The 14,015-nt window shown below is 65.4% G+C and carries 11 protein-coding genes; 4 read left to right on the top strand and 7 right to left on the bottom strand.

Going from position 1 to position 14,015, the window contains the following annotated elements:
* Positions 1-9 precede the first annotated feature (9 nt).
* Entirely contained in the window at positions 10-1,875 is a 1,866-nt protein-coding gene (locus tag D5301_RS21575; protein ID WP_194936661.1) for an SIR2 family protein, read from the bottom strand.
* Positions 1,876-2,486: 611 nt separating this feature from the next.
* Between D5301_RS21575 and D5301_RS21580 the strand changes: the two genes are divergently transcribed.
* Together D5301_RS21580 and D5301_RS21585 are read left to right on the top strand one after the other, a co-directional pair.
* Positions 2,487-3,749 (top strand): O-antigen ligase family protein, encoded by a 1,263-nt coding sequence (locus D5301_RS21580; RefSeq protein WP_228756481.1) that lies wholly within the window; start codon positions 2,487-2,489, stop codon positions 3,747-3,749.
* Entirely contained in the window at positions 3,749-4,741 is a 993-nt protein-coding gene (locus D5301_RS21585) for a glycosyltransferase (protein WP_153856847.1), read from the top strand. The genes D5301_RS21580 and D5301_RS21585 overlap by 1 nt, the downstream gene beginning before the upstream one ends.
* 27 nt (positions 4,742-4,768) lie before the next feature.
* Here the strand turns inward: D5301_RS21585 and D5301_RS21590 are convergent, their stop codons facing one another.
* Positions 4,769-5,161 carry a barstar family protein gene (locus D5301_RS21590; protein WP_153856848.1) on the bottom strand — a complete coding sequence of 131 codons (393 nt, stop codon included), beginning with the start codon at positions 5,159-5,161 and terminating at the stop codon, positions 4,769-4,771.
* 268 nt (positions 5,162-5,429) lie between these two features.
* On the opposite strand from D5301_RS21590, the gene D5301_RS21595 reads away from it, so the two are divergent.
* The gene (locus D5301_RS21595) at positions 5,430-7,652 is read left to right on the top strand and encodes a methyl-accepting chemotaxis protein (protein WP_153856849.1); all 2,223 of its coding nucleotides are present in this window, start codon (positions 5,430-5,432) and stop codon (positions 7,650-7,652) included.
* 166 nt (positions 7,653-7,818) lie between these two features.
* Complete coding sequence (locus D5301_RS21600; protein WP_110711644.1) at positions 7,819-8,187, top strand: glycine zipper 2TM domain-containing protein; 369 nt, start codon at positions 7,819-7,821, stop codon at positions 8,185-8,187.
* Positions 8,188-8,307: 120 nt separating this feature from the next.
* On the opposite strand, the gene D5301_RS21605 is transcribed toward D5301_RS21600, so the two are convergent.
* From D5301_RS21605 to D5301_RS21625, 5 genes are all read right to left on the bottom strand, one after another.
* Positions 8,308-9,435: an ABC transporter permease gene (locus D5301_RS21605; protein ID WP_153856850.1), complete on the bottom strand. Its 1,128-nt coding sequence runs from the start codon at positions 9,433-9,435 to the stop codon at positions 8,308-8,310.
* Entirely contained in the window at positions 9,432-10,619 is a 1,188-nt protein-coding gene (locus tag D5301_RS21610; RefSeq protein ID WP_153856851.1) for an ABC transporter permease, read from the bottom strand. The genes D5301_RS21605 and D5301_RS21610 overlap by 4 nt, the downstream gene beginning before the upstream one ends.
* A complete protein-coding gene (locus D5301_RS21615) occupies positions 10,604-11,617 on the bottom strand; it encodes an efflux RND transporter periplasmic adaptor subunit (RefSeq protein ID WP_153856852.1) in 1,014 nt (337 codons plus the stop codon). Before D5301_RS21615 ends, D5301_RS21610 begins: the two co-directional genes overlap by 16 nt.
* On the bottom strand, positions 11,610-13,010 hold the full coding sequence (locus D5301_RS21620) for a TolC family protein (protein ID WP_153856853.1): 1,401 nt from the start codon (positions 13,008-13,010) through the stop codon (positions 11,610-11,612). The genes D5301_RS21615 and D5301_RS21620 overlap by 8 nt, the downstream gene beginning before the upstream one ends.
* Positions 13,011-13,088: 78 nt before the next feature.
* Positions 13,089-13,982 (bottom strand): LysR family transcriptional regulator ArgP, encoded by an 894-nt coding sequence (locus tag D5301_RS21625; protein WP_071228490.1) that lies wholly within the window; start codon positions 13,980-13,982, stop codon positions 13,089-13,091.
* Positions 13,983-14,015 lie beyond the last annotated feature (33 nt).

Below are 14,015 nucleotides of genomic sequence, written 5' to 3' on the forward strand. Positions count from 1 at the left end.
CATCTACCATCACTGCCTCCTGTCAAAGTATTTGTCGTGATGTCCAGGACGACTGAAGCCGGTGAGCGGTGAAATGCGAAAGGCTGCATCGACTCCCTCTTGATCTTCTATTCCGAACGCGTGAAAGGTGACGCCGTGTGGGGACGTGAGCAAGCTCGCCCACGCGTCGATGATGTTGGCCCAAGCACCGTTGTACTTGGTCGCCCAGCGCTCTCGTCTCCAGTCAGCGGTCGGATCTGGCTTGCGCTGCGTCGACCAGCCCAGCGGGTCGCCTTGGGCCGTGTCAGAAGGAGCCAGCCGCTCATCTTGCGGTGCTTCTACGGCAGTGTACGGGTCAAACCCGCACCACCAGCGTCCCTCAATCTCTTCCAGCCGAACCGAGATGGCTTCGTTGTAGTTGCGACCGAACTTATTCCCCGTGAGCTCGCTTCCATAGGCCGCCTTGAGCTTGGATAGTTGGCTTTCGCGGCGATGTCGCTGCTCGTCTGTTTCGTTGACCCTTGCGCTGGCAACCATAAGCGAGTGCCCGGAACGCTTAAGTCTCGGAATCAACGGTCGTCGCCGAGCCAATGCGCGAAGGAGGGCATCGTAGATGAGACCTAGCGCCCAGCTGTCTTGGACGGGGTCCAGCGTCCAATGCCCGTTTAGCACTGGTTTCAGACTGTGCAATGAAGCGAGGATTTCTGCATCTTTGCCGAAGGCTGCGAGCTCATTCCCAACCATTGCCACCGCCGACCGGCACTTGGTGGCCTTGAGCATTTCCCGCACCTCAACGATGGAGGATGGGCGGCCCAAGGCCACTCTTCTTGCTGTTGTGGGGAGACTTTCCACCAGCAAAGCGGAGAGGCGCAGCACGGGGAACTTCCGTGCTTCCGCCGTGCGCACCTGGATGGGAGCTGCGAGCTGGGTCGGCTGGAACGACAGGACATGGTCCAGCAGTGGGGCTGGGAGGTTGATTTGATTGAGCAGATCGCCGGCCAACTCGTCGAACGTTGCGGACTCGATGATGAAGACATTGACGCCCTTAGAGGCGGCTTTCTCCAAGAGCACATTCACAGCCGGCAGGAGTTTGGCGCGCGAAGACGCGCACCAGTAGAGGCCGCTGGGGAAGGGGTTCTCGTAGGCCAGGACTGACTCAAGCGCCTCCATCACGGAGGAATCGCGTCCGCTGTAGCCGACTACGACCAGACCGAACCGCTTGCAGGCTTCAACCATAGCCCGGCGCAGATCATGGTCTTGGGAAGCCAGCTCGCTCGTGGTGTTCTTCAGGGATGTTGAACGGTAGTCGCCATGAAGCTTGGCGATGAGGGGCCAGTCAGACTCATCCAGGCAGCGAGTAGCCAGGTGTGCAGAGTCTAGAGTCGCCACCGTAGGCTTGCTCGCGGCTCCTGGGGCCATTAGGGATGCCGCCAGCAGGCTGGATTCTTCAATCAGAGGATCAAAGTTGGTCGTGAAGACGCAGGGAGCCTTTGAGGCGCTTATCAGACCGGCCAGCATGCGGTGCCCAAAACAGGGGGTGCCCTTGCTGATGGCGTCAGCGATGTATTGGCGACGATGGGTCTCTTGCGGATAAATCGCCTCGAACGCGGCCGCATACTCGGTCGGATCGTTAGGGGGCGGAAGGAGAGGGGTGCGAGAGAAGAACTCGTCAATGCGCTGAACCCACAGTGGATCACTCGGATCAACGTTTCGGCGAGGGAAGCGGGTCTCTTGGCAATAGAGCCTGGCTTTGAAGTCCAGGATCATGTCGTAGCCGGTCGGGATGCCGGAGGCCGCAGAAGCGCCGGCACCGAGAAGCCACGCGTGAAGCTCGGGTCGGAGGGCAAAAGTCGTAGCGAACTTAGATGCAGAAATAACCTGGATGGATTTCGTCATCAGGCAGCTGTTGAGTGACCAGGTGAATGGGACAACTCAATCCTACTACCCCTCGTGTCTCATCTCCTCAGACTCCGAGATTGGAATCGATTCCAATCAACAAAAATGGGTCGGGCTTGCTGCAGGGGGCTTGTTGCGACGGTGTTGCGTTTTAAGCGCTGTTCGGCCGCCAATGGGCCGGAGTCATTGCTGCAGAAGGGCTTGCTTGCATATGATTCCGATGAATCCATCGTGCTTCATCAGCGGGGTGTGTTCCTTGGACGCCTTGGCGTTGCTGGTGTTGTCTTTTGTATCAGTCACTTGGGGCGTTTCGCGTCTTGGGCAGGGCGTCGGGGCGTGGCCATGCGGGCATGGCCGGGGGGACCGTTAGTGTAGCGATCTGGACCGATCGATGATCCCGGCCGGAAGCCCAGGGGCAAGCGCGGTTGCCCACGACTGTCCGTACGCCAACGCAGGCCCCCGTACACCTGCGGTTTGGTTGATTTCCACGGGACCCCACGGTAGTGTCAGCCCCGGCGATTTCCGCCAAACGGCCTCCATGGAAACCGGGGCGGCTCATTCCCTGGCGGGCGTTGATGGAAAGAGAAAGAACCAGCATGACTGCAGCCTGCATGGCCGCCGAACCCCGCTGCACCTGGCGTACCCTCCTGCTCAGCATCCTGGTCGCCATTGTCCCGCTTGCCGGATCCGCGCCGTACACCCTGTTGAAGGCGGTGGTACTGCTGGTGCTGCTGGTCACGGGGGTGGTGCTGATCCGCCGCCAGCCCGATGTCCGGCTGCGCTACCGCATCGCACGTTTCATCGTGATCGTCTGCTTCCTGCGCCTGGCCTATGCCTTCTACAGCATCGCCTGGCACGGCCTGCGCTGGAACGAGCTGGACCTGCCGGCGCAGACGCTGCTCTACCTGGGCACGGCGGCCGTATTCGCAACGGTGCTGGACTGGCGCCTGATCTGGAAGATCTTCGCGCTGTCCACCCTGGTCTTCGGCGGGTCGTGCATTGTCCAGCACCACGTGATGGGCCTTGAGCGCGCGCACGGTTTCAGTGGCGGAGAATGGACGGCCATCGAGTTCACCATGGTGACGCTGTGCATGGCGCTGTTCTCGGTCATTCGCCTGATCCAACCGAACGTGCATCCGGCCGAGCGCTGGCTGCATGGCATCGCCATTGCCGTAGGGGTGTACGGCTCGATCCTGGCACAGAGCCGGGGACCGATCCTGGCGTTCGTTCCGGCCATGCTGATGGTGATCGCCGTGCACGTGCGGCGCACCGGGCGCTGGCGCGGCGCGCTGGGCTTCGTCGTGGCGCTGGTCATCGGCGTGGTCGGTGCCACCACGGTGCTCAACCACCAGGTCATCCAGCGCTTTGGAGAGGTCAGTGGCGAGATCTCCGGTTTCAGCCAGGAAAACGAGGTGGGTTCGGTCCGCGAGCGCATCGCCATGTGGGGCGTGGCGATCGACGGATTCGCCGAGCACCCGGTGGCCGGCGTGGGCCTGAACCAGTTCGGCAACTATGCCCGCGAGGGCATCAGCCGCGGCGAGGTGTCCGATTCGATCTCCCGCTACAACCATCCGCACAATGAATATCTGGAAGCGGCGGTGACCGGTGGCGTGCCGTTGCTGGTGATCATGCTGCTGTTGTTCATCCTGCCGGGCTTCCATTTCGTGCGGCGTGTCGGCCATGCCGATGAAACCACGGCGATGATCGCCACCGCTGGGCTTGCCGTGGTCATCGTTTACGCACTGTCGGCGTTCACGGACAACGTGTTCTACCGGGCGATGCCGCATTCGTTCTATTTCTATCTTGTGCTGGGCTTCATGCTGGCCACCGCCCTGCCTGCGCGCGATGTGCGCAGGCAAGGGGGGGCCTGCTGATGGCGCATATCCATCTGCTTGCAGCCGACAACCAGCGTGGCCTGACCCACGACATCCAGGTGATCGAGCGTTCGCTGCAGCAGCTGGGCCACGAGGTGACCGTCAGCCGTCTGGACGCAGTGCGCAACGGTGGCGCGTGGAAACTCCGCGGGATGCGCCTGCGCAGGCTGCTGGCCTCATGGCTGAGCTTGGGGCGCACGCCGGCTCGTTTCGATATCAACATCTCGCTGGAGCATGTGCGGCCGGCGAGCTTCGGCCTGGCCAGGGTCAATCTGCTCATCCCGAATCCGGAATGGGTGTCCGCGCGCAGCCTGCGCATCCTGCCGCGCTTCGATGCGCTGCTGACCAAGACCGAAGACGCGACGCGCATCTTCAATGCGCTGGGCATGCGCGCGCTGGAAGTCGGTTTCTGCAGCCGCGACCGCTACGACCCAGCGGTGCCGCGCAAGCCCCGCAGCTTCCTGCACGCGGCGGGCAGCAGCCACATGAAGGGAACGGCGGCGCTGGTCAAGGTCTGGAAACGGCACCCCGAATGGCCGTTGTTGACCGTCCTGCGCGGCGGGCCTTCGGACGAGGAGGAGGGCGGTGCCGCGAACCTGCGCATCGTCCGTGAACGACTGCCCGACGAGGAGGTGCAACGCCTGCAGAACGAGCATGCGTTCCACTTGTGCCTGTCGCAGACGGAGGGTTGGGGCCACTACCTGGTGGAGGCGATGAGCTGTGCGGCGGTGGTGATCACCTGCGATGGCGCGCCGATGAACCAGATGATCGACGAAAGCCGCGGTCTTCTGGTCGCTGCCCATGAAGGCCCGCCGTGTCACTTGTCCAGGACCTGGCATGTGGATGAAGCAGCGCTGGAACAGGCTGTGGAGCGTGCCTTGGCGATGGACGAGGCTGAATGGCGCCGGCTGGGCGCCAATGCACGCGCGTGGCACCTGGCGACCGAGGTTGCGTTCCCTCTGCGCCTCAGCGAGGCCCTGGCCAAGGTCTGAGGCCAGCGTACCGTTGCCGCAGCGCGCTCAGGCCGGTATCAGGGTGATCTGCGGATGCCCACTGAAGATTTCCATCACGATCTCGAAGTAGGTCTGGCCACGGCCCTGCTCCAATGCTGCCAGCGTGTCGCGGATGGCCGCATGATTGAACCGGCCGGCCTGCTCAAGCTTTGCCTGCAGCCATGCCCGCGTGGTCTCGTAGCCCAGCGCCGCGCGGCTGTGCGCGATATCCCGCCACACCACCGTTGCGGCGGGATGACCGGCGAGCGCGCCATAGCCGCCCCACAGTAGATCATCCAGCGCGTCCAGGCTGGGCCCCAGTCGCCAGTCCTCGCTGGCCATGAATACACGGTTGATTTCCACGTACAGGCTGGCGATGTCGTTGATGGACGTGCCTTCGATGTGCAGGACAAGTGGCATGTGTCGACTCTGGATGAATCTGCCCGGTTGCGGCGGTTGCTGCATTCTGCAGGCCTTGCCCAGATTCATGGTGTAAAGGCGGCGTGATTTTCCTTGTGCGTCGGGATTTCAGTGGTGGAGAAAATCCGTGCGGCACCGCGATTAACTGCCGGATTTCATGCCTGTCTGCACAGTTCCATATATTTGGATCGTTCCATATATAAACTCCCATAAAGTTTCCCTGCGCTGCGCCGCCATCGAACGTACGGCCACGATCAAGGGAATTGAGATGCTTGCCTTACGTAATCTCCGTGTGGGATCCCGGCTTGGCGCCGGCTTCGGTCTGCTGCTGCTGTTCATCATGGCCATCATTGGCCTGGTGCTGTACGGAAATCACCTGAAATCCGCCCAGTTCGAGAAAGTGGTGGACGTCAACATGGTGAAGATGCGGCTGTTGAACGACATGCTGGATACCAACAATGCGGTGCTGATGCATCGGCGCCTGATGGTGATCAAGCGTGGCGAGGATTTCGACAGGGATTATCAGAAGGCGCAGGAGTTGTCGCAGACCTACGACGGCATCTGGGCCAAGTACATCAAGATTCCGCGCGATGCCACCGGCGATGCGCTGGTTGCGAAAATCGACGCGGCACGCAAGGCCACCGATGCCTCCACCCAGCATCTGCACGAGCGCATGAAGGCCGGTGATTTCGACGGCGCGGCCAAGGAACTGCTCGCCGAGCACGGGCTGGCAACCGCGTGGAACGAAGCCATCTCGAGCTTGCTGCGGCATCAGGAGACGCTGACCGCGCGCAGCCGCGAGGAGTACCGATCAACCGAGTCCTGGACCGGCACGTTGTCGATCGTGTTCGGTGTGATGAGCCTGTTGCTCGGTTCGCTGGCCGCCTGGGCGATCACCCGCAGCCTCACCCGCCCGCTGGAAGGGGCGGTGAAGTTGGCTGACGGCATCGCTGGTGGTCGCCTGGACAGTGTCATCGATGCCTCGGGCAACGATGAGGTGACCCAGCTGCTCAGGTCGATGCAGCGCATGCAGGCGCAGCTGCAGTCGGTCATGGCCGCGCAGGGGGAGCTGGCACGCCAGCACGATGCGGGCAGCCTCAGCTACCGCATGGACGAGAGCGCATTCCCCGGCGACTACGGACGCATGGTGCACGAGACGAATGCGCTGGTCGGTTCGCACGTGCAGGTACAGAACCGGCTGATCGAGGTGATGAAGCACTACGCCCGCGGCGATCTGTCGGTGGACATGGATCCGCTGCCCGGCGAGAAGGCGGCGATCACCCAGGCCATGGACGAGACCAAGTCCAGCCTGTCGGCGATCAACAGCGAGATCCGCCGGCTGGCAACCGCTGCAGCGGCCGGTGACTTCAGCCTGCGCGGCGATGAAGACCGCTTCGCCTACGATTTCCGCGACATGGTGGCCGGGCTCAATCGCCTGATGAAGACCACCGACGAGAACCTGGTGCAGGTGTCGACCCTGCTGCAGGCGATCTCGCGCGGCGACCTGACCGTACGCATGCAGGGTGACTTCCACGGCGTGTTCGCCCGCATGCGTGATGACTGCAATGCCACCGTCGATCAGCTCAAGCAGATCGTCGGCCGCATCCAGTCCAGCGCCTCCAGCATCAATCTGGCCGCAGGTGAAATTGCTTCGGGCAACACCGACCTGTCGCGGCGTACCGAACAGCAGGCGGCGAACCTGGAAGAAACGGCGGCATCGATGGAGGAGCTGACCTCCACCGTGAAGCAGAATGCCGAGCATGCACGGCAGGCCAACCAATTGGCCATCGGCGCGCACGGTGTTGCGTCCCAGGGCGGTGAAGTGGTGGGCCAGGTGGTGACCACGATGTCGGCCATCGAGGCCTCGTCGAAGAAGATCGCCGAGATCATTTCGGTCATCGACGGCATCGCCTTCCAGACCAACATCCTGGCATTGAACGCGGCGGTCGAAGCTGCGCGTGCCGGGGAACAGGGCAGGGGCTTTGCAGTGGTGGCCAGCGAAGTGCGTACGCTGGCGCAGCGCTCGGCGGGTGCGGCCAAGGAGATCAAGGGGCTGATCGAGGATTCGGTCGGCAAGGTCGCCGATGGCTCGGCGCTGGTCCGCCAGGCGGGCACCACGATGGGCGAGATCGTGGCCTCGGTGCAGCGCGTGACTGACATCATGGCCGACATCTCCGCCGCTTCGCAGGAACAGAGTTCGGGTATCGAGCAGGTCAACCAGGCGGTGGTGCAGATGGACGAGACCACTCAGCAGAATGCGGCGCTGGTGGAAGAAGCCAGCGCGGCGGCACGTTCGATGGAAGAGCAGGCCAACCTGCTGGCCGAGGCGGTATCGGTGTTCCGCACAGGCGCCGCCACGGCAGCGGCAGTGGTACGCCCTGCGTTGGCAGCGGTGGCTGCGACGGTCACCCCGGTGCGTCGGCCCGCTGCGCTTTCACCCCGCATCGAACCGACACTGGCGGCCAACGCCGGGGGCTGGGAAGAGTTCTAGCAAGGCAGCACGCCGGTAGGGAGACGGCGCCCATCACGATGGCTGGTCGTGATGGGCGCGGATTTTCTTCCTGAACGCGCGATGGCCGATGAGGCGGCGGACACGCGTATTTCACTTCCGGTTGCCAACCGCGGGAGGACACTTGCGCCATACCGGAACGCAGGAGATGGCCATGAAGACCTCGACCCGATTGCTTGTGCTGGGCACGCTGCTGGCGGCTACGTCGGTGGCCGGTGCGCAGACCTACGGGCCGCGCGATGAAGGACGCCGATTCAACGATGGCAGCCGCGTGGTCTGCAAGAACGTGGAAGTGCAGCGCAACTCGCGCGATCCCAATCGCATTGCCGGTACTGCCACCGGCGCGGTGATCGGCGGCCTGCTGGGCAACCAGGTGGGCGGCGGCAATGGCAAGAAACTGGCTACCGTGGCCGGCGCCGTCGCCGGTGGTGCAGCCGGTCGCCAGATCCAGGGCAACAGCCAGCAGAAGAACGGCGACCGCGTGGTGGAACGCCGCTGCGAGCGCGTCTACCGCTGATTGACCGACCTGGTTGGCCCTTCCACGATGCAGTATCCGAACGCCGGCCTCGCGCCGGCGTTCTTCGTTGCAGGAAAAGGGGACGGAGGGGATTAAGTCGTAATTCCCCAAACCGGCCGCTTACGACTTAATCCCCTCCGTCCCCTTTTTTGCGAGGAGGCGCCAGCTGGCAAGGCTGCCGTAGAGCACAAGCAGGACGGTGAGGGTGATCAGTTCGTGGCTGACTTCGGCCAGGCTGGCGTCCATCTGGTTCAGGCGCACCATCAGGTTGATGCCCGAGGTGGTCGGCAACAGCTGCGCCAGCCAGACCAGCGGTTGTGGCGTCATCGCTGCCGGCCACGACAGGTTGGCCAGGAAGAACAGCGGGATCGAGGTGGCGATGATGTACTGGAAGGCGCGTTCGCGGGTGCGGAAAAAGCTGCCGACGAACAGCCCGAAGGCCACGGTGGCGGCGATGAACAAGGTGCCGCCCAGCAGCTGGCCCAGCGGATTGCCGCCGCGCGGGTAGTCCTGCACCCAGGCGGTGAAACCGGCGTAGTAGAACAGGCCGAACAGGCCGATCAGGCCGAAGCCCAGTGCCATGCCAGCCAGGGTCGGCAGGTCGAAGCGCAGGCGCCGGCCGAGTGCGAGACGACGGCCACCGAGCAGGACGCCGATGCCCATCAGCAGGGTCTGGTGCACGATCAGCTCGGCCACTCCCGGCACGATGGCGCTGCCGTAGCCTTCCTGGGTGTTGTACAGCGGGCGCTGCACCAGCGTGACCGGTGGTGCCTGCGGTGCGCCCATGAAGGCGGCCTGGCCGACCACGGCATCACGTCCGAACGCGCCCAGTGCATCGGCCACGCTGCCCAGCACCCAACTGGCACGGCCCAGGTAGGCGCCGTTGCCCAGCAGCACCAGCTTGGCCGGATGGCCGCGCAGGATGTCGCGCTCCAGGTTGGCCGGGATCAGCACGATGCCTTCGGCGTGGCCGGCTTCCAGCTGCTGGCGCGCGCTGTCGATGTCTGCCGGTTGTCCGACCACGCGCGCAACACGGAGTGCATCGAGCTTGCGCAGCAGCTCGCGGCTGGTCGCGCTGTGGTCTTCATCCACCACCAGCACCGGCAGGTTGCCGGCCACCTGGTGGCGATACGCGGCCGGGTAGAAGAACGAGTACAGGATTACCGCGCCGACCATCACCACGATCGCATAGCGGTCGCACAGCACCGCCATCAGGGTCTGCCGCAGGCTGCGCCAGAGTGCGCTCATGCGTCGGCCCCTGCGGGATGTGCGGCGGCAGGCGTGCGCGCAAAGGCGATCAGGCGCAGTCCACCGATGCCGCCGGCCACCACTGACATCAGCAGCAGCGTGGCCAGCGGCCATGCCGAAACCTGCAGCGGCGAACCGATGAACTGCTGCTGGGTCTGCAGCTTGATGTAGGCGCTGAGCGGCAGCAGCTGATGCCAGATGCGGGTGAACAGGGGGCCATCCAGCACCGGGAAGGTGGCGCTGGAGAACGCCAGTGCGGTGCCGATGCTGAGGCCGACCGCGGACAACGCGGTGCCCATGTCGCGGGTGACGCCGACGAAGAACAGCGCGTAGGCGGCGGTGGCCAGATAGAACAGGGGTTGTGCGAGCAGCAGCAGGAGCACGCTGCCCGCCACACCATCGCCGCGCAGCCAGGCCAGGTAACCGATGCCGAGCGCGCCATACAGCGAGAACAGCAGGCTGTACGGCGCGACCTTGCCGGCAATCGCAGCCCACGGCGTGCGGCCCAGCCAGGCGGGCAGGGTGCCGTCGCGGATTTCGCGGCCGAGGCTGCCGGCCACCGCAAGTGCCAGCACCAGCGACAGCACCGCCGGGAAGATCAGCGGCAGCAGGAACAGCTCGTAGCTGCGCGCTGGGTTGTACAGGATGTCCGACTGCACCGCGATCGGTGCCGCACGCAGCTTGCCCGGGCCGACCTGCAGGCCGATGCGGTCGCGCAGCAGGCGCGCGTTCCAGGCCGAGACCGCGTCGCCGATATCGCGCGCCGCGGACTGGCCGGTGGTCATGTAGGTGGCGTTGTAATAGGCGAACACGGTGCCCTGGCGTCCACGCAATGCCTGCCGGGTGACATCGCGCGGCACCAGTACGATGGCGAACACATCCAGCCGACGCAGCTGCGAACGTGCGTCTTCCAGGTCCACCGGCTGGCTGGCGATGCGCACGCCGGGGCTGGCATCGAGCATGCGCAGCAGCAGGCGGCTGTCGCTGCTGTGGTCGAGGTCGACCACGGCGATCGGGATATCGCGCATCACCGAGGGGGTGAACATCCACGCCATCACGGCCAGCATCAGCAGGGGCAGCAGGGTGACCAGCAGCAGGTCGGCGCGGTTGCCGCGCAGTGACCGCAGCTCGCGCCGCCAGCTGACGGCGAAGCCGCTGCTGTCGGGGCTCAGTGCTGGGGCCATGCGAACAGCACGCTCATGCCGGGGCGGAAGCCCTCGATGCGGCGTACCGGGCGCACCCGCACCTCGAAGCTGCGGACGTCGTAGCCGGACGACTGGCGGGTGGTCCGCCAGGTCGCATAGTCACCGGCCGGATTGATGAAATAGACCTCGAACTCGCCTTCCTGGCCAAGCGCCGGCACGCTGCCCCGCAGCTTGCTGCCGACCTTCAGGCCCTGCATCTGCGATTCGCGCAGGTTCATCGCCACCCACATGCGGTCGATGTCGACCAGGGTGAACACCGGATAGCCCGCTGGCACCAGTTCGCCCGGGTCGGCCATGCGCTTGTTGATCTCGCCGGCCACCGGCGCGCGCCCTTCCACTTCGACACGCGCGGCGTTGACTTCGGCCACCGCCCCCTCTGCCTGTTGCACCTGGCCCTGCGCAGCACGCTTGTCCTGCTCGCGCGCGCCGGCCAACGCCATGTCGTACTGCGCGCGGGCGGCACGGGCCAGTTCACGCGAACTGGTGGCCTGGGCATGCGCTTCATCGCGCTTCTGCCGGGTCATCACCCCTTCGTTGAACAGGTTCTGCACGCGCTGGTAGGTGGCTTCGGCCAGCGTCGCACCGGCTTCGGCCCGCTTCCAGTTGGCTTCGGCGGCGCGGATGTCTTCGCTGCGCGCGCCTTCGTCGGCCTTGTCGGCCACCGCCTGTGCGGCGGCCAATGCGCCGTGCGCCTGCTGTTCCTTGGCGGCCACTTCCGGGCTGTCGAGCAGGAACAGCACCTGCCCGGGCTGCACGCGGTCACCCTCGCGTACCTTCAGCTCGGCCACGCGCGCGGTGATCTTGGCGGCCACGTTGATCGTGTCCGCATCGGCCATGCCCTGGATCTGGTCGCCTGGGTTGCGCCAGGCCAGCCACAGGCCCAGCACCACCACGACCAGCAGCACCACTATCAGGATCGGTCCCAACCGGCGCTTGCCCGGGGGCGTCGTCGCATCGTCGTGCAGCACATCACTCATGGTCGATCACCTCGTCCGCACGCCGCCGGAACTCTTCGAAACGGTCCATCTGTCCACTGACCTCCAGCAATTGTGCCAGCGCAATATCGTATTGGTAGGCGGCCTGTGCGCGCTCGACGCGGGCGCCACCGAGGCCGAGCCGCGCGTCGATCACATCCAGCGAGGTGGCCTGGCCTTCGCGGAACGCCAGCTCCTGCAGGCGCAGGTTTTCCTGTGCCTGGGCAATGCTGCTGTCGAGCAGCACGTACTGCTGGCGCGCGGTTTCCAGTTCGTTCCAGGCCTTGCGCACGCCCAGCGCGACCTGGTTCTCGGCCTCGCGCAGGCCCGCTTCGGCCTGGTCCTGCTGCGCACGCGCGGCGCTGATCTGCGCCGGCCGCGAATTCGGCGACAGGAAGGTGTACTTCAGGCCGATGCCAAACGCCCAGTCCGGATCGGTCAGCATTTCGTCGCGGCGGCGGAAGTCGTATTGGCCGAAGGCGAAGATCTGCGGTTTCAGCTTGGCCTGCTGCACGCGCACGCCCTGTTCGGCCTGCGCCACCATCGCCCGCAGGCGTGCGATCTGCGGCTGGCGTGCCTGCGCGGTGCGCTCGAAGCTGGCCACCGGTTCCAGCGGCACGCGCTGCACGAACAGCGGCGACACCGGCTGTACCTCGCCACCACTGCGCAGCAGCGTGGCCAGTGCGGCCTTCAGCGTGGCCAGGTCGTTCACTGTCTTCTGGTATTCGCGCTCGGCCTTGTCGCGGGCCACGGTGGCCTGCAGGCGCTGCGCGCGGGTGGCGAAGCCCTCGCGTTCCAGTTTCTCTGCGTCGGACAGGTGGCGGTTGAGGCCATCGCGCACGTCGCGGCGCACGTCCACCGCCTGCTCGGCCAGGCGCTGGCCGAAATAGGCCTGGGCCAGCTGCACGGTCAACGATTGGCGCTGTGCTTCGCGCTCGGCACTGGCCTGTTCGTGGGCGGCGCTGGCCGCACGTTGCGCGGCCGGAATCACACCGCCGGTGTACAGCGGCAGCACCGCGGTCACCACCGGGCGGGTACGCCAGTCGCGTTCGGTGAACGACAGCGGCGAGTCGATGCCATAGGCCTCGGCCACCGGTGCCAGCGAACCCAGTGGCAGGGTGAGGGTCTTCTGGAACTGCAGTCGGCGCACTTCGCCGGTGATCTCCGGCAGGCGCAGCAGGCGGGTGGCGTCCTGCAGGTCCTGCTTGTTGCGCACCGCTGCATCAGCGGCGGCCAGTGCATCGGAGACCTGCTCCAGGCGCTGCCGTGCCTGTTCCCAGTCCAATGCGGGTGCATCGGTGAGACTCTGCGCCGGCACAGCCAGTGGCAGGCAGGCTGCCAGCGCCAGCGCGGTCTTCGCGCCGTGCATCCTTGTACGTCGGCCGATCACGCCCATGCCGTCCCAATGGTGAAGAAGTGCGCAAACGGTAGTGCGCGCGGCGTGAAGCCCGGGTCTGCGGTCATCGGTTTGTCCTCAACGAAGGGTGCCGCTGGCCGCAGTGCGCAGCGCCTGGGTGATGTGCTGCAGCGTGCTTGAACGTACGGCGGCATGCTGCCAGTACAGCGGCACGTCGAGCCAGCGGCGGGGTTCCAGTACCACCACGCGGCCGGCGCGCACGGCGGGCGCGACCAGGGTTTCCGGGGCCATGCCCCAGCCGAGTCCGCACGCGGCGGCTTCGACGAAACCGGTGGAGGAGGGCAGGTAGTGTAGCGGCGGCTGCAGCCGCGCGCGGGTCAGGCGCCGCACGAAGCGCCACTGCAGTTCATCCTTGCGGTTGAACACCAGCATCGGCGCGCGCGCCAGGGCCGCGGCCTGCATGCCATCGCTGAAGTACTGGCGGGCGAAGCCGGGCGAGGCGATGGCGTGGTAGCGCATCGCGCCGAGCGGGTGCACGTTGCAACCCTTCACCGGCTGGCTTTCGGCAGTGACTGCGCCGAGCACGCTGCCATCGCGCAGCAGCTGCAGGGTATGGTCCTGGTCGTCCATGCGCAGGTCGAACAGGTAGCCATGGCGCTGGTGCAGGTCGGCGATGGCCGGCACGAACCAGGTATCGAGCGAGTCGTCGTTGACCGCCAGCGGGATCGGCGTGCGCGCAGCGTCGCTGCCACGCTCGGGCAGCAGCTCGGCCAATGCCTCGGCCTCCAGCGCCTGCATCGGCCGGACCCGGCGCAGCAGCGCTTCGCCTGCGGCGGTGGGGCGGCACGGTGCCTGACGTACCACCAGTACCTGGCCGAGCCTGTCCTCCAGCGCCTTGATCCGTTGCGACAGGGCCGACGGGCTGATCGACAGGCGGCGTGCCGCGGCCTCGAAGCTGCCTTCTTCCAGCACCGCGGCAAACGCGGCCAGTTGCGGATGTACCAGATCCATGCCGGTGCCTCTTCAGTTTTCCTGCACAGGATA

This window comes from Stenotrophomonas sp. MH181796, from assembly GCF_009659995.1.
GTDB lineage: Bacteria > Pseudomonadota > Gammaproteobacteria > Xanthomonadales > Xanthomonadaceae > Stenotrophomonas > Stenotrophomonas riyadhensis.